Source organism: Paenibacillus sp. 598K (assembly GCF_003851045.1).
Lineage (GTDB): Bacteria > Bacillota > Bacilli > Paenibacillales > Paenibacillaceae > Paenibacillus_D.
This window is the reverse complement of record NZ_BFBX01000083.1, coordinates 55,428-72,427: the sequence shown is the minus strand read 5'-3', so window position 1 is coordinate 72,427 and position 17,000 is coordinate 55,428. Positions and strand designations below refer to the sequence as shown.

The window sequence follows — 17,000 nt, the reverse complement described above, 5'->3', positions numbered from 1 at the left end:
GGCCGATCGACTGCAAGAAGCTGTTGGTACGCGAGAACGGCCGGCTGCCGAAGAAGCCGCGGTGGGCGGCGAACGGGCTCGGATGCGCCGTCGCGATCACGTGATGACGCTTGCGGTCGATGAACGACGCCTTGTCCTGGGCGTGCTTGCCCCACAGGATAAACACGACCGGCTCCTCCCGCTCATTGAGCGCGCCGATCACCCGATCGGTGAACCGCTCCCAGCCGATCCCCTTGTGCGAGTTGGCCGCGCCGCCCCGTACGGTGAGCACGGTGTTGAGCAGCAGCACGCCCTGGCGCGCCCAGGCGACGAGCGAGCCATGCGGCGGGACCGGGCAGCCGAGATCGTCGGCCAGCTCCTTGTAGATATTCTGCAGCGACGGCGGGGTGCGTACGCCCGGCTGCACTGAAAAGCTCAGCCCATGCGCTTGCTTCGGCCCGTGGTACGGGTCCTGGCCGAGGATGACGACGCGGGTGTCCGCATAGGACGTGTAGTGCAGCGCATTGTAGATATCGTGCATCGGCGGGTAGACCGTCTGCTGCCGATATTCGGCGGCGAGATAGGCTCGCATCTCCTGGTAATACGGCTGCTCGAGCTCCGGCTGCAGCAGCTCGGCCCAGTCATTGCGGAAGATCGTTGTAGTGGACATCACTTACGCTCCTTACTTGTCGATAGTGCGAAAAAAAAATCGTCCTACCTATTATAAGACAAGCGTTATCGGGGAACAATAAGTGCTGGACTTATATTGACAACGGACCCTCAAAAAAGTTATGCTTACAAAGCACTTGCAAATCTATTTGTATAGGTGGGACACTATGTCTACAAAACTTGTGATTAAAAATATTGTACCTTCTGACCGCAACGAGGAAACCGGGCTGTACCAGTATATCGCAACCCTGTCCAATCAAGCCAAATGCAGACTGTTCTTCAGCAAAAATCCCGACTGGAAGCTGATCGGCGTCAATCGTCTGCTGAACATCCCATGTCCGATCTGCCGCAAGGATTATTACTGCAACTGCATGAGCAATCACGCCGGCGAACTGGAGCGTCAAGCGCTCGAGATGAACCTGCTATAACCGCGCAGCACGGAGCCTATGGGGGCTTCTTTTTTTTGGCCGCATTGTCCCTCACGCCAGCGCCGAGTCGCCCGGAATACCGCGATAGTACGCGCGGAGCACCTCGCCAGCCGGCTTGCCGTAGATGTCGAATCCGCGATCCTCGCCCGCCGCCTCCAGCGGATACAGTCTCACGCTCCAGTCCCACCAGAAAAACCCCGCGAACCACGGCTCCTCCCAGAACGTCTGCAACGCCGAACGATAAAACTTGGCCTGCTCCTCCGCATCCCGGGGCAGCTCCGTATGCTCGAAGTCCCATGGCATCGCCGCGCAGCCGCGCGCGCTCCGACAGCCGATCTCCATGAAAATAATCGGCTTGCCGAACCTGCGCGAGAGCGCCGCCAATCTTGGTACCTGCACCGCCCATCGCGCCAGCATCGTCTCGAGCGACGCCTGCGGCCCATCGGCCACCGGGTAATAGGCGCTTGTACCGATGTAGTCGACCGCGTCGAACCAGGCGACGCCCTCCTCCTTGCCGTGATTGGCATTGTACGTGATCGGTCCCGTATAGATGGCGCGGACGCGAGCGATCAGCTCGCGCCACCTCTCCTCGTGCTTCTCCGTACGGACCATCTCGCAGCCGATGCACAGCATCTCGCAGCCAAGCTCCTCCGCCAGCTCGGCATAGTGGCAGATGAAGTCGGTATAGGAAGCGAACCAAGCCTCCCACTGACGCGCCCCAGCCGCGCCGTCGGGGAAGCCGATGTAGGCGCGCCACTGACCGTCGCGGGAGTTGACCACCGGCTTCAGACATACCTTGAGCCCAAGCGCCCGCGCCTGCTGCACCGAGCAGGCGATATCCCGATCCGTCATCGTATAGCCATAGTCAAACGGGATCGTCGTCGCATGGATGTCCTCCTGGTACGTCCAGAAGGACAGCGCGATCCACTCGCTGCCGGTCTCCGCCAGCCGCTGCAGCGACTCCGCCGCATAGGTCTGCCTGTAGGCGCCGCGCCGGGCGCCCCAGCCATACGTCATGCCCTTGAAGAAAGGTCTGGCCTCTGTCATCGATAAGCCCCTCCTCGATCGTCTCCTGCTGGCATCAACGCCAGCTTAACCTACGACGCCTGTACGCTCGACGCTCTCCACAAAGTAACGCTGCACGAACAAATACATCACGATGAGCGGCGCAATCGCCAGCAAAATACCGGTGTCGACGATCAGCGCCACATGATTCGGGTCCGCCCGCATATCGGCGTTGCTGCCAAGTCCGAGCAAGGACGGCAAATACTGATTGACATTGGCCGGCAGCGAGGCGACGTTGACCGACATCAGGTCGCTATTGCTCATAAACAGCGACGTATAGAACGTATCGTTGTACTGCCAGACGAAGGCGAATAGCATGACCGTCATGATCGCCGGTACCGCATTGGGCAGCATGATCGTAAAAAACGTCCGGTATGCGCCCGCGCCGTCGATCAGCGCCGCCTCCTCGATCTCCTTGGGCAGTCCGCGGAAAAACTGGCTGAAGATATAGATGTACAGCCCCGACTTCAAGCCGTTGGCCGTCGCCGACGTAATGATCGAGGGCCAATACGTATTGAGCAGATTGACCCCGTCCTTGCCGGTGAACAGTGACAGGATGCCCAGCACATCGAAGCTGCGGAAGTGCAGATACATCGGCACCATCAGCGTATTCATCGGGATCAGGATCGTCAGTACGACCAAGCCGAAGAGCACGCGGTTGCCCGGGAAGGTGAAGCGCGAGAAGCCATAGCCCGCCAGCGCGCAGGAGATCGCCTGCAACAGCGTCATGATCGTCACGAACAGCAGCGTGTTGCCGAGCATCGGCCAATAGTTCAGGATCGACATCGCATGCTTGATATTGTCCAGCGTGACGTGGATCGGCACCATGTAGATCGTCGGATTGTAGATGTCCACCGGGTCCTTGAACGCCGTCGACAGACGCCGCAGCAGCGGCATCAGGATGATGAAGGAGATGCCGGCGATCAGCACGTACAGCACCAGCTTCCAGCCCCACTCGAGCGATGTGTTGCGAGCGCGGTTCAGTCGGTAGACGAGCGCTTCGTCGTTTTTGAGCCTCTCGATTCGTTCCATCCGGCGCCCTCCTCTCGTTTAGTTATAATAGAAGACTCGCCTGGAGACCAGGACGCCGACGACGACCAGCAAGAGGCCGACGATGCCGGTATAGAGCCACGACATGGCGGCGCTCAGACCGAAGTTCTGCGCCTGGAACGCTGTCTCGTAGATTTTGCGCGTCACCGGCGAGTCGGCGAACGAATCGATGATCGTGTAGATGATATTGGTCAGGATGAGCGGGCTCACCATCGGAAATGTAATCTTCCAGAACGACTCGTACGGCGTCGCGCCCTCCATCTTGGCCACCTCGTACATCGCCGGCGGCACCGACTGCAGCGCGGCGAGGAAGATCAGGATCTGCACGCCGGAGCTGCGGATGATCTCGTAGATGCGGGTGACGCCATCGACGATGTAGTCGATGAACCAGTCGGGGAAGCCGGCGCTGTCGAGCATGAAGACGAGCGAGATCGAGTCGAAGCTGCTCTGCGCCTCGCCCAGCTCCTGGGCGACCTGCGAGCTGCCGGTCATGCTGATCAGCCCCGCCGTCTCGGCGGCTGCGATCGCCCCGGAGGCGAGGATAACGGGCAGGAAGAAGACGGCCCGCGCCAAGCCGCGCCCCTTGAACTTCTGATTGAGCAGCACCGCCGAGAACAGGCTAAAGAACAGGATCATCGGCACGCTCCAGAGCATGTTCACCACCGATTCGGTGAGGATGCGGTTAAAGGTTGGATCGACGTAGAGCGCCTGCCGGAAGTTGTTCCAGGCCGTGAATTCCAGCTCGTAGCCGCCCGGGGCGACATTCAGCTTGCTGAAGCTGAAGCGCGCCGACTGGAGGAGCGGCGTCGCGAACAGGAACACGAAGCCGACCAGCCAGGGCAGGATAAAGCTAATGCCGACGAGCGCGCGTTTTTGCGACAGCGTTAATCTGCGCACATTCATCCTCTCTCACCGCCTACTATGAAGTCTTGCGCCGGGATGGCGACGCCCTCGACCGTCACCGGCCGATCCGTATAGTTGATGTACAGCGAGACGCCATTCTCGTAGCGCACCTCGCTCACGCCCTCGCCATGCCGCAGATGCTGCTCCATCCGTACCGCTCGCAGCGGCGCCAGCGTCTCGGCTGTGCGCTGGTATAGCTCCAGCGCAGCCACATACCAGTCCTCGGCAGAGGTCGAATACATCGTGTCGTACGGCGTGAACTTAAGCGTCGAGGACGGCTCGTGCGTCCACAGATAATGCGGCGCGGCGCCCAGCTCGATCGTCTGCAGCAGCTGCCGCCGCATATCCTGCTCCTCGCTCAGGTTCATCGCTGCGCCAGCGTAGTCCGCGTAGCCATGCAGCACCATCTGGTAGAACGGCACCGTCTCGTCCGCGATGCCAAAACCGCTTGTGCCGACAGGCACATCGACGAAGCGGGCGGCGTAACCAAGCGCGTATGCATTGCCTCCGCTGAGCAGCAGCTCGGGATGTTGCTCGGACAGCTTCGCCAGCTGCGCCTCGGCGATCGTCTTGGCCGTCTCGCGGAAGACGACGCGCCCGGCCCGATAGTCGGCATGCACCTTGTCCCCGAGATCGCGCAGCGACAGCCCGCCTACGCCTACGTCGGCATAGCTGTCCAGGAAGCGATCGACATAATATGGCAGCTTGATCGGCGACAGCAGGTAATAATCGCCTAGATTGCGGTCCATCCGATTAAGCGCCCGATTGTACGGATTGCGCAGCGCCTCCTCCCGCGTGATGAAGCGGGCGGCGTCGGCGGACGGCGAGAATCTGCCATCCGTCTGGTACACATGCTGGAAGGCGACATCCGGGTAGAGTCTGCCGCCGCCGGCCTCCAGCATGCCCGCGAGCTCGCGCAGATCGGAGCGCCCGCCCAGCTTGCCGTCAATCTTGACGCGCGCCGGGATCTCGTGGCTCAGCCCTTCGTTGAACCAGCCGAGATAGCGCATCTCGATCGCCTGTACGCCGTCGGCCTGCAGCCGGCCAGCGATGTCGGCTGCCTGATCGAACGTCGTCATCGGCACCAGGCCGCGATACGGGACGCCGAGCACGGTCTTGCGCTTGTCGATCGCGCCGAGCACGCTGACGAACATCGGCAGCCGATCCTCCCCGGTCAGCGGCGTCAGCACGCCACGGCGCTCCAGCTCGCTTCGGTAGTGGCGGGCCATCCCGGAGTAATCGGCCTCCTCCCCGGCGAGGAAGTGATAGCGCACCGTCAGGTCGCCTGCGTACCGCTCCTCCGTGAGCAGCTGGATCTCCTCGACGGTTGTGCCCTTGTACAGCTCCAGCAAGTCCTCGCCGCGCAGGGCGAAGCTGGCGAAGTTCTGATTGTAGCTGTTGTTGCGGCCAGCGATGTCCGCCTGGATCGTCGCGATCGCGTCGCCTTGCTCGATCGTCGCATACCAGGCGTAGTCTCCGCTCTTGATGCCGAATACCGGCAGCCGCACCGACTCGGCGATCTGGCCGCGACGGCGGATGTTGTCATTCTCGTCCTGTCCGTAGACCCGCTGGGCGTACAGCTCCTGCGACAGCTTGCCGTTGTTCAGATAGATGAGGCTGCCTGTGCCGTCGGGGACGAGCATATAGCCCTCCTCGTCTGGACCGGCAGCGCCGAAGAAGCCGAGTAGATTCAGCATCCGCAGCTTGTAGTCCGGATGCTCCTCGATCTCGCCCGAGGGCACCGTGACGACCAGTGTCTCCCCCTCCAGCCGCACATGGAGCGGGATGACGAAGCGGGGACGATCGACGACGGCGCCGCCGCCGATACCGGCCGTTTCATTGTCCGCTTGCAGATCCTCGGCCGTATACCCCGCCTCCTCAAAAGCGGCGATCATCCGCTTCAGCACGAGATCGCGGGCAACGGCGGTGTCGAGCCGCTCCAGCGTCTCGGGGTCGTCCTTCTTCGGCAGATAGCGCGCGCTGACGTACTTGGCCTGCGCCTCATCGAGCTGCGAGAGCACCCGCTCCTCCATACGCGCCGCACTGATGAACTTGGGCAGCGCATCGATGCCCAGCTCCGCATCGCCGAGCGTGTAGGTGACGCGGAAGCCGCCCTCGATCGCCTCTGCCTCGAATTGGCCGCGAGCGACGCTTTCCTTGGCATTGGTGAAGGTCGTGATCCTCCCCATCTGGTCGCGGAATGTCAGCGTGAACTGCGAGCCGAGGGTCTCCTTTTCGTATGGCGTGGCGATCGGATCCGCCTCGCGCTCTGCCGGATTGCTATGCCACAGCTTGTCGCTGCGGCGATCCAGAACGGCGAACTCGGTCGTCTCCGGATGGTAATAGAGCGACAGCGCCTCGGTCTGGGCCGCCAGCCGCATGCCCTGCAGCCGGGGGTCGCCCGCGCCGAGCTTCAGCTCGCTCGTCTGCACCGCCTCGGCGGCGACCGGCACATAGGCGCTGACATCGACCGCCGGCACACCGCGATTGATCAGGAAGATGAGCAGCGCCCCCGCGCAGACGAGGATGACGCCGGCCGACACCACATAGCGTCGGATCGATTTGTTCATGGCTGCCGCCCCCTTTACATCCGAAAGACCAGCTCTCGGTAAATATTATAGAAGAAATACAAAATCTGACCGGCCATACTGAAGATCAGCGTACCGAGGAAAACGACGATGCCCATCGCCACGACCGTCATCCCGAGCGTAATAACCGTCTTGGTCGCCGTATATTGATGAACCGTCATAATGCCAACGAACAGCAGATAGCCGCACCAGACGACGCCGATCCCGGTGGCAAGATAGTAAAACGCGGACTCCTCCATCGTCATCAGCCGGCTGAGGAAGGTCATCGGCAGGTTGATGAGCACGAGCGGCAGCAGCGCGTAAGCAGTCGCCAGAATAATCTCGCGGAACTTGCCCTCGCCCTCCATAAGCGTCGTAATCGACCAGTTGGCGATGCAGAACAGCAGGAACGGCATCACCGTATAGATCAGATCGTCGAGGCTGTTCAGATAGCGCGGATCGTTGTAATTGACCATAAATCCGGCGAATTGCCGCTGCAGCACCGTGCTCAGCACGAGCAGCGCGACGATGATCGCGGCGACCCTCACCTTGCCCTTGTCGTCGTACTTCAGATCCCAGAAGCCGTCGAACGGATGCAGCATGACATGGAACGGGAATTTATAATGCTCCGGCTTCATGCGCTTTCCCCCTTGCCCTTACTTTTCTGAAGATGAGCCAGCCGACCAGCGCGACGACGAGGATCGCGACAGTCGTCATGAAGGTGCCGAAATGTGCCTGCATGACCTCCCTGCGATGCCGCTTGAAGGCAAGCGAATAATATTTGCGGTCCATGCCGAGCTTGAAGTAGGTCATCGCTTCCTTGTTTTTGCGCTCCATGAGCAGCGACTTGCCGATGCCCAGGTAGGCGAGGTCGTAGTTGGCATTGATCCGCAGCACCTCCTCCCACTGCGCCACCGCCTCGGCGTCGTTGCCGAGATAGCGCTGCGTGGTCGCCTCGTGCACAGTGCGGCCGAAGTGCGTCGGCGCGAAGACGACGAGCGCATTTTTGCCCCGATCGAGTACGAGCAGCCGCTCCCCCAGCCGCTCGACGGCGACCGGGGTATTGAACAGACCAAGCTGCGTCCCCTTGCCACCAAAGGCATACAGCAGCTGTCCCTCGTCGTTGTAGGCGAACAGACGGCCCCGGTACGAGTCCATCGCCACATATATGCCGCCATCCAGCACCTTGATATCCGTCATTCGCGACGGGCCGGAGTTGTTGCCGAACGAGCGGTAGCGGACATCCCCCATGACGGGGTGATAGCCGAATCGCTTCAGCACATCCTGCCCCGACGGATTCAGCCTGCGAATCGGCGTCTGCGAGTAGGTATCGATGTTGGTCGCGAACACGAAGCCCCGAGTATCGATATCCACATTGGAAAACTCGGTCGGGATGAACAGCTGCATCCGCGACCGCTGCTCCCGGGTCGCCAGCATCCGCCAGATCCGGTCGGCGAACGTCTGCCGCACATTGATCGTGCCGGCATAGCCGATAAAGACGCCGTGCTCGTCGAACTGCATCAGCCCCTCGTAGACGCCTCTGGCGACGACGAACATCCGGCCGGCATCATCGACGGTCAGCTTGACCGGCGTGAAGACGAAGCCCTCCGGCAGCACCTCCGACTCCGGCGAAGCGACGATGCGCAGCAGCTCGCCCTCGGGCGAGAGCACGACGATCCGATTGTTGTCGGTATCGGCGATATAGATCGTATGCTCGTCGTTGACGAACAGCCCTTGCGGGTTGCGCAGCGTATCCTCGCGTCCTTCGTTGGCGAAGGACGCGATGCTCTCCGCCCTCCGCCAGTCTCCGCCGGTGCGCAGCAGGCGATGATTGCCGCTGTCGAGGATGTAGATCGTGCCGTCGGCGGTGACGAAGACGTCGGCTGGATCGCGGAACGCTCCCGCGCCCAGCTCCTCGCCCGACACCTGACGCTCCGGGGCGAAGGGCGCCGGCAGCGGCACGGCATCGCTGTAATAATTGTAGGTATACGCTTCATACGGCGTCTGTGTCGCCCCCGCGACGAGCGGCAGAGACGAGGCGATCAGCGCCAGGACGATAAAGCAGGTCAGCAGCTTTCTCACTTGGCGTCCCCCCTAATCCTTCATGCCGGAGGTGGCCATCGTCTCGATGATCCGGCTCTGCGAGAATATGAACAGGGTGATCGGCACGCTCATCAGGATGAGCGCGACCGCCGCGCCGACCCCGGCCCGGGCGATGCCGCCCTGGATGATCTGATTGGTGGCGAAGTGCAACGTTTTTAGCTCCTCGCTGTAGATGAAGCCGTTGCCCTCGGTGCCCCACAGGATCTGGAACAGCAGGATCATCAGCGTCAGCCAAGCCGGCTTGACGTTGGGCATGACCACCTGCCAGAAGATGCGGTATTCGGAGGCGCCGTCGATCTTGGCCGCTTCGATGAGGGCATCCGGGATCTGCTCCATAAATTGCTTCATTAGATACAGCCCGAGCGGGAAGGCAAAAGCCGGGATAATAACCGCCCAGTACGTGTCGATGAAGCCGATCCACGACATGATCATATAGTTCGGAATCGCCGTCACCTGCGGCGCGAACATGAGCGCGAGGACGACGATCGTGAACAGGAGGTTCTTGCCCGGGAACTTCATCTTGGCCAGCGGATAGGCCGCCGCCGAGGCGAACAGCACATGGCCGACGACACCCATCGCGGTGATGAAGACGGTGTTGAAGATATACCGGGAGAACGGCACCCAGGAGTTGCCCAGCAGGGCGGCCAGATCGACGAAGTTATCCAGCGTCGGATTGCGCACGAACAACGTCGGCGGGAACAGGAAGATCTCGTCGAGCGGCTTGAACGCCGCGTTGATCGCGTACACGAGCGGCAACGCCATAAAGGCGCCGGTGACCGCCAGGAACAGGAACATCATCAGGTTGCCGCCGAGCGAGCGGTTGACCTTTTTTTTCCGCATGCGGAAGGATAGATTCAGTACACTCATTGGCCCACCCTCCGAAGAAGTCGTTGGACGATCAGATTGGTGCCGACCATCAGGGCGAACAGCACCGTTGCGATGGCGGAGGCGAAGCCCATCTCGAAGCGGATGGTGCCAAAGTCCATCAGATGCGTGACGATCGTCTCGGCCGCATAGTTGACGCTCGGGAAGCCGGCCAGCTGGATCGAGACGTCGGCGACGGCAAACGAGGTGGTGAGCTGGATGACGGCGCCAAACATAAGCTGCGGCCGCATCGATGGCAAGGTGATGAACCACAGCTCCTGCCAGCGGTTGCGGATGCCGTCCACCGCTCCCGCCTCGTACAACGTCTTGTCGACGGTCTGCAAGCCGGCGATGAACGCCAGGAAGCCGGTGCCCAGACTAAGCCAGAGCTGCACGAGGATGATGATCGCCAGAATGTAGATCTCGGTCTTCAGCCATTGGATCGGCTCGAGCATGATGCCCCAGCGGATCAGGAAGCCGTTGGCGATGCCGTAGCGATCGCCCGAGAAGATCATCTGCCAGATGAAGAAGATGTTGCCCGAGATCGACGGCGCGTAGAAGACAAGCGTCATGAAGGCGCGCACCTTGGGCCGCATATCGTTGATGATCCAGGCGAACACAAAGCAGGCCACATAGCTAAGCGGGCCGGTAATCGCCGCGAACAGCAGCGTGTTTTTGACGGCGATCAGGAAGATATCGTCCTCCAGGAACAGCCGGGCATAGTTTTGCCAGCCGATGAAGGTCGGCATCTCCAGCATATTGAAGTACGTAAAGCTGATGAACAAGGACATCACGACCGGCAGCACGGTGAACATGCCGAACAGGATCATGTAAGGGGCCATCAGCACGTAGGCATGCTTGTTGACGACGAGTGCTTTTTTCTTGAGACTCCACCAGGTGTCGCGCGGACTGCCGGGCTTCGGACCGTCCGTCTTCCCCTCTTGCCGGCGGACGATGACTTCGGACATGCTGATCCCTCCTTATTGCGGAAGTCCAAACTCTTTGCGTTTTGACCGGATCTCCTCGTGCATAAACGCGACATATTCAACGATCGTCTCGCGCGGCTCGGCCTTCTTACCCGGGACGCGGATGCCGACCACATATTGATCCTCGCTGTTCACGACGACCGAATAAAAGGCGTTCAGCAGATGACGGCCGGTAAAGTAGCCGCCCGGTACCTCCGGGATGCCCTTCACCCACTCGAATTGGCGCTTCAGCTGATCGTAATCGTTGACGGGCCAGGGCAGGCTGTCGAGCGCCCGGATGTTGGCCGTCGGGTAGCGGGCGGCAGCGCCCATCAGGCTCTCCATCTCGCGACCATAGGCGACCTGCACCTCATCGCTCGTCCACCACTTCATGAACTCCCAGGCAGCATCCTTGTCTTCGGCGCTCTGCATCAACACGGTGGCGCTGCCGCCGCTCGGCACCGAACGGTCGATCGAGCCATCCGGCTGCACGGTGCCCGGCACCGGCGCGAAGCCCCAGAGGCCTCGGATCTCCGGCGCGAATACGGTGAGCTGGTTATACGTCGTATAGTCCGCGATGCCGACCGGCATCTCCCCGGTGCGGAACCGGTTGGCAAAATCGAACTCGCGCTCCAGCTTGTAGTCCGTATACAGCTCGGTCCATGTCTTGAACGCCTCGATGCCGATCTTCGAGTCGAGGTCGGAGGCGCGTCCGCCGTCGCGGTAGAACTGGCCGCCGTTCTGCAGCAGCAGCGAGGCGTACAGCGAGTTGGGCGGGATGTTCTCCCCGGGATACTGCGGCTGCAGGACGAGCGGCATGCCGAAGCTCATCTGGTTTTTGTTCAGGATGGCGAACAGCCGCGCGATCTCCTCCCACGTCTGCGGCACGGTCATGCCCAGCTCGTTGAAGATGTCCTTGCGATAGAACAGCATGTTGAACGTCTGCGTCTCTGGCAGCGCATAGACGCCGTCCTCGTACTGATACGGCACGATCGCGCTTGGCCGGAACCGCTCGGCGACCTCCGCGAAGTCGCTGAATTGAGCCAGATCTGCCACCGCGCTCCGCATCGCATAGTTGACCGGGATGTCGTTGCCGATCTGCATCGCCACATCCGGCCCTTGTCCGGCCAGCGTCGCCGGCAGCAGCGTATGCATCTGCACGAGCTTCAGATTGACCGAGATGCCGGTCTGCGGCGTGAACGTATCGTCGATCATCGCCTTCAGCGTGTTGGCCTGGTCGCGGCCGCTGCCGATCCAGACTGTGATCGAGCGCTCCTCGTCGCCGCTGGCGACATTGCCGATCTGGTTGTAGTCGATGAAGAAGGAGTAGGCGAAGGTCGACAGCTCATGGCGCAGTCCGGCCCATAAGCCGGCTCCCTTCCTCTTCAGCTTCTGATCGGGCGAGACGACGTAGAGCTCGTCGATCTCCAGCGGCATCTCGCGCGCCGTCAGCAGCCAGGTGCCGAGGCCGCCCGTGTTGGCCTTGTAAGCGCCGAGGCGACGCGGGATCGTGTGCGGCTCGTCGACCATCTCGTCGAGCTGGGTATACATCGTCTTCAGCAGCGCCTCCGAGTCGCCGCTGCCCCCGGAGAGCCGTCGCAGCTCGGCGCTGATCGCCTTGAGCCGCTCGCTCTCGGCGGCGAAGGTCTCGAGCAGCTGCGGCACCTGCTGCTCGATCCGGTAGTCGCGGAACTGGTCCGGCGCCGCGCCGGTGATCATCAGGATCTTGCGGTACATCGCATTGAGCTGATACAGACTCTCCTCGACCTGGCGGATCAGCTCGGCGAACTCGCCCAGCGTCGCCTCCAGCCGCAGCACATGCCGACCGGCCTCCAGGTAATACAGATAAGGCTCGTCATCGCCCATTACGTCGGTGCGATAGTCGCTCGCATAGCGGAACGGCACCCGCTCCATCTCGCGGAACGGCACCTCGCCGTCGATGGTCAGCCGACGGGTCGAGTAGATGCCCCTTACGAAGTTCTGCTGCACCTTAAAGCCGATATGGTACAGGCCCGACTCCGGCACCTCGAATTCCCATTCGATCCACTCGCCGGGCAGCCTCCAGTTGTAGCCGCCGATCGTATTGACCCGCGTCTCTGACGGGCTGTACGGATAGACCGCCGGCGAGGACCGCTCGATCTGCGGATAGAGTGTCGGCGACGACTTGGCCGTCGCGGCCTCGCCCTGCACGACGACCCGCACGCCCTTCGTCCCCTGATGCCCAGCCGCCGCTTGCACCTCTGCATAAGGCGCAGCCTGCGGTTGATGGAACAGCTTGAGCTGGCGGATCGCCATCGGCTCGCGCTGCGACAGCAGCGTCAGCGTGTGCTCGCCAGCCGTCAGGTAGAACTGGAACGGCTCCTCATAGTACCCTTCCGAATCCTTAAACAGCGCCTCCCGCCAGCCCGGATTTTCCTGCTGCCGCGGCCGCAGCTCATTGCCGCGATTATCCCGCTGCACTTCGCTCCGCTCGTTGTCCCAGATCCGGTCGAACTGCAGGTAGGCCGCTTCCTCGAAGGGCACCTCGCCGTCGATCAGCAGGCTGCGGACGATTCCCGAGCTTTTGCCCTCCACAGGGTAATAGAGCATGGATATATGATAACGTCCCGTCTGCGGGACACTCACTTTCCACTCCACTTGGCCCTGCTCTCCGGTCAGAAGAGCGGTGCCGTCCATCCCTTCCAAGCGCTCTGCGGTCCGGAAGCCCTCGCCCTCGATGCGCTCGTAATCCGCCGCCTCGATGACGAGCTCCCGCTCCGGCACGGCAGCCTCCGCGTGTGCGGCCGCATAGTCGGCGTAGCTGTTGCCTTGCATGATCATCGCGAACAAGCTGTCGGAGTCCATCCGTGTCTGTCCCTCTTGGGACGCGAGCTGCTGCTGTTCTTCGGCCTTCAGATTCGAGGTGGTGGCCGGGACGCCAAGCGCCAGTATAAAGCATATTCCTGCCATAAGAGCCCGAACCGATCGACGCGTTTTTCTCAAGTGCCAGACCTCCTCTTCGGTCATCTTCCAAGCGTCTGCGACGCGGCCATGTCTCGTGCCTGGCCGCAAGGAGAGGAAGGGTGTGCGATGGCTGCACACCCTTCCGCATTCGACGTTCGATTAACTGCCGAGATTGGCGATCGCATCCTGTGCCGCTTGCTTGTGGCTCTCGACCGTTGCTGTGACGGATTGCTTCTGGATGATGATCTCATCCATGATGGCGAAGAACGGATGATCCGGCACGCCCTCCTCGATCGAGATCAGCCCGGTGCCATTGATTTTGTCCAGCGCGATCTGGATATCGCGTTCGGTTTTGTAGCGGCCTTCGAGCCAGTCCTGACCAACATACTCCTCGGTCGTCGGGACATCGCGCATCTCTTCGAAGATGCGGTAGACGTCGGCGGGGTTCTCGACCCCTTTGGGGATAAACCAGCCGTTCAGCGCCGTGTTGGCGAACGTATGCTTGCCGTCCGAGTTCGGTCCTGCCGGGATCGGCACGACCCCGGCTTCGAAGCTCAGATCGCCGATATTCCAGTCATATTGCAGCGACATCGCGACATCGCCATCCTTGAACGTATTCGTCTCATTCCAGTCCATCGGATTGCCGGACTTCACCTTGACGACATTCTCGGTGTTGTAGAGGCGGTTGACGAACTCGAGCGCTTCGATCGTCTTCGGATCAGTCGAGTTATCCGTCATCGTATTGCCATCGACGAAGGCGATGCCGTTGGCCGCTGCGAAGTGACGCGCCGTGTCCGCCGCCCATCCGGAATAGCCGTACGTGTCGGGCGTTCCGTCATTGTTGGTGTCGCGCGTGGCATTCTTGGCGATCTCGAGGAACTTATCCCATGTCCACTCGCCGCTATCGAGCAGATCCTGCGGATCAGGCAAGCCCAGCTGGTTGAAGATCTCGCGGTTGTAGTGGATGCCTACGATGGAGACGCCGGGAGACGAGAAGGAATACTCGTCGCCGCCGAGCGGAGGCAGCTTGCGGACGAGGCGACCGTCGTTGTTGATGTCGCTGTCGGCGGCTGTGAACTCGCTGATCGGCAGCACCAGTCCGGACTTGACCGGGACGGCGGCTCGCTTATACTCCATGATGGCGACATCGGCGAATGGCTCGCCCGATAGGACGGAGGTCGTGAATTTGTCCATGTATTCTTCAAAGGGGATGTTGATGAATTCGAACGTAAAATTATACGCTTGCTCAAGCTCGGCCATTTTCTCCAGACGGGCAATCTCGTCTGCGGTCTCGCCCTTGGGCTTGTCGTCCCACCAGGCAGCGACGCGAATCGTGCGGCCGTTCAGGTTAAGCGCAGGCTTTTCCGGCTCTGGCTCCGGCTCGGGTTCTGCCTCTTTTGGCGTCTCTTCCTTAGGCGTCTCCTTCTCTGCCGGCGGAGTCGTCGTCTCCGTGCTATTGCCGCTGCTGCAGCCTGCCACCACGATTGTAAGCGCTAACATAACTAACAAAAGCCATTTTACCGATTTCATTGTTGCCTTCCTCCCCTAAATAAATGATTGGGTTACGATACCGTCCCCGATAGTGAAGCCGCTTCAATCAACATCGCAAACGCTTACAACCCCCTTTTAAAAAACGAACGCTATCCACGAGATTCATGATCAGGAAAAGGCTGGATAATGATCACAAAAAGATAATAACACGGAGCTAAATTTACGTCAACGTTTTATATGTTTTTGTTTGTTTTTGTTATTTTATTGTTTTTGTTATCACAGGCTGTCCGTTAGGTCAAAACTACTGGAGCAAATCCGTCTCCGCGCCCTTCCCGCGCTCACAGCAAAAAGCCCTCCTCGCGCCAGGGCGAAGAAGGCGATTGCATCTGTCTCTATTGGCTGACCGGCTTGCGGCCGTACTGCTCCCGCATGATCAGCTCGCCGGATATCAGCTTGCGCTCGGGGCTGCCGTCGGGATATTCCAATCGCCACAGCAGCTGATCGACGGCGCGTATGCCGATCCACTCCTTGTCGGTGTGGACCGTCGCCATGATCGGCTGATCCTGCACCGTGTTGTCGAAGCCGGTGACGACGCAATCCTCGGGCACCCGGATCCCTCGCTTGGCCAGCTCGATGATCAGGTACGAGGCGTTGGCATCATGCGCGCACACAAAAACCTCCGGCAGCTCCTCGACGGTATAGTGATGCATCATCTCGTACATATCGTAGGCATAAGGTCCGATCAACAGCGGCTCCTGCGCCAGCGGAATATCATGCTCCTCCAGCGCCGCCTTGAACGCTAGCCAGCGCAGCTGAAAGCTGAGCGCGTCCTGGACATGACCGACGAACTGAAAGGATCGGTATCCCTTGCTGATCATACGAATCATCAATTGTCTCATATCATGAAAGTTATCCACGAACACGGTGTCGCACCGGAAGGCCGGGTCGTCGTGATCGACCATAACGGTCGGAATATGCAGCTCGCCGATATCGAGCAAAATCTGCGTCGAGACCGCTCCGATCGTAATAATGCCGCGAATCGCGCCAGGGTTGAGGAGACTGAACAGGTTGTCGCCGGAAGGCTCTGTGACCGTCAGGATGTCCATGCCGTTCTGATTGAGGCGGGCCGTGATGCCCTCAAACACCGGTCCCCAGTACATCGATTCACGATTTTGATACCTTACGTTCGGGAACAATACGACGATTGTCCCCTTTTCGACGTTATGCGGCCGCCACGCCTCGGATTTGGAGGATGCCTGTTCGGGCTGCTTAAAGTAGCCGAGCTGCCCGGCCGCCTTCAGGATCGTCTCTCTTGTCTGCGGACTGACGCCGGGCTTGGCGCTTAGCGCGCGAGAGACGGCGAATTTCGATACGCCGACCAGATCGGCGATTTCTTGCAGCGTTACTTTTTTCCTCATGGCTACACCCATCCTCGAACAAAACTGTCATCATGCATACCTTGTCCAGTATACACATTATTACAGGAATTAGCGATTGCTGCTTGTTTATGCTTGCTTCTGTTCAGATCAGCACCTCGCAAGCTCGAACGCTCAACCAAACAAATGATAGTTTTGTTTTCTTGTTTGTTATTCCGAAACTAACTTTACCCACAAAACAGTTCGGCGTCAATAGCGCATAACCGTTTTTCCTTCCACTATCCTTAAAAAATTAAATATACTTCCTATAAAAACTATAGATTAGCTCCCTCCCACCGAGAAGCGCGCCAAAAAAATCCACCTAACGCTCTCGGTCTTATTGCACTCTAAAAACTTAACACACCGATTTCGCTATATGCAGGCATCCGGGCTACACGGAGAGTTGGTCCCCTCGGTGAGATGACTTTCGTCGGGTAGAATCGGCGTGCTTCACTAGGCCCCCTCACACAACGAAAAAAAACGCAATAAAGTGATTTCTTTCACAACCAAGTCCGGAAAAATGAGGTATGGTATATATGTGAAACAATTCACAACACA

13 protein-coding genes are annotated in these 17,000 nt (G+C 60.0%); 1 reads left to right on the top strand and 12 read right to left on the bottom strand.

The window, feature by feature from the left end; all coding sequences use genetic code 11:
• A partial coding sequence (locus tag PA598K_RS22550; protein WP_260405550.1) for a uracil-DNA glycosylase occupies window positions 1-649 on the bottom strand: 649 nt, incomplete at its 3' end.
• Between the two features lie 166 nt (window positions 650-815).
• On the opposite strand from PA598K_RS22550, the gene PA598K_RS22545 reads away from it, so the two are divergent.
• Complete coding sequence (locus tag PA598K_RS22545; protein ID WP_128659126.1) at window positions 816-1,076, top strand: hypothetical protein; 261 nt, start codon at window positions 816-818, stop codon at window positions 1,074-1,076.
• 51 nt (window positions 1,077-1,127) lie between these two features.
• Here PA598K_RS22545 and PA598K_RS22540 read toward each other — a convergent pair whose 3' ends face one another.
• From PA598K_RS22540 to PA598K_RS22490, 11 genes are all read right to left on the bottom strand, one after another.
• Window positions 1,128-2,123: a glycoside hydrolase family 113 gene (locus PA598K_RS22540; protein ID WP_185602173.1), complete on the bottom strand. Its 996-nt coding sequence runs from the start codon at window positions 2,121-2,123 to the stop codon at window positions 1,128-1,130.
• A 45-nt stretch (window positions 2,124-2,168) separates the two neighbouring features.
• Complete coding sequence (locus tag PA598K_RS22535) at window positions 2,169-3,173, bottom strand: carbohydrate ABC transporter permease (protein ID WP_128659125.1); 1,005 nt, start codon at window positions 3,171-3,173, stop codon at window positions 2,169-2,171.
• 18 nt (window positions 3,174-3,191) lie between these two features.
• The gene (locus PA598K_RS22530; protein WP_128659124.1) at window positions 3,192-4,094 is read right to left on the bottom strand and encodes a carbohydrate ABC transporter permease; all 903 of its coding nucleotides are present in this window, start codon (window positions 4,092-4,094) and stop codon (window positions 3,192-3,194) included.
• Window positions 4,091-6,664 (bottom strand): DUF5696 domain-containing protein, encoded by a 2,574-nt coding sequence (locus PA598K_RS22525; protein WP_128659123.1) that lies wholly within the window; start codon window positions 6,662-6,664, stop codon window positions 4,091-4,093. Before PA598K_RS22525 ends, PA598K_RS22530 begins: the two co-directional genes overlap by 4 nt.
• Before the next feature lie 14 nt (window positions 6,665-6,678).
• Window positions 6,679-7,299 (bottom strand): Yip1 family protein, encoded by a 621-nt coding sequence (locus tag PA598K_RS22520; protein WP_128659122.1) that lies wholly within the window; start codon window positions 7,297-7,299, stop codon window positions 6,679-6,681.
• The gene (locus PA598K_RS22515) at window positions 7,280-8,743 is read right to left on the bottom strand and encodes an NHL repeat-containing protein (RefSeq protein WP_128659121.1); all 1,464 of its coding nucleotides are present in this window, start codon (window positions 8,741-8,743) and stop codon (window positions 7,280-7,282) included. The genes PA598K_RS22520 and PA598K_RS22515 overlap by 20 nt, the downstream gene beginning before the upstream one ends.
• A 12-nt stretch (window positions 8,744-8,755) precedes the next feature.
• A complete protein-coding gene (locus PA598K_RS22510) occupies window positions 8,756-9,631 on the bottom strand; it encodes a carbohydrate ABC transporter permease (RefSeq protein ID WP_128659120.1) in 876 nt (291 codons plus the stop codon).
• A complete protein-coding gene (locus tag PA598K_RS22505) occupies window positions 9,628-10,596 on the bottom strand; it encodes a carbohydrate ABC transporter permease (RefSeq protein WP_128659119.1) in 969 nt (322 codons plus the stop codon). The genes PA598K_RS22510 and PA598K_RS22505 overlap by 4 nt, the downstream gene beginning before the upstream one ends.
• A gap of 12 nt (window positions 10,597-10,608) precedes the next feature.
• The gene (locus PA598K_RS22500; protein WP_128659118.1) at window positions 10,609-13,575 is read right to left on the bottom strand and encodes an extracellular solute-binding protein; all 2,967 of its coding nucleotides are present in this window, start codon (window positions 13,573-13,575) and stop codon (window positions 10,609-10,611) included.
• A gap of 120 nt (window positions 13,576-13,695) precedes the next feature.
• Window positions 13,696-15,066, bottom strand: coding sequence for an ABC transporter substrate-binding protein (locus PA598K_RS22495; protein ID WP_128659117.1), 1,371 nt, complete (start codon window positions 15,064-15,066; stop codon window positions 13,696-13,698).
• Between the two features lie 353 nt (window positions 15,067-15,419).
• The gene (locus tag PA598K_RS22490) at window positions 15,420-16,445 is read right to left on the bottom strand and encodes a LacI family DNA-binding transcriptional regulator (RefSeq protein ID WP_128659116.1); all 1,026 of its coding nucleotides are present in this window, start codon (window positions 16,443-16,445) and stop codon (window positions 15,420-15,422) included.
• Window positions 16,446-17,000: the final 555 nt, after the last annotated feature.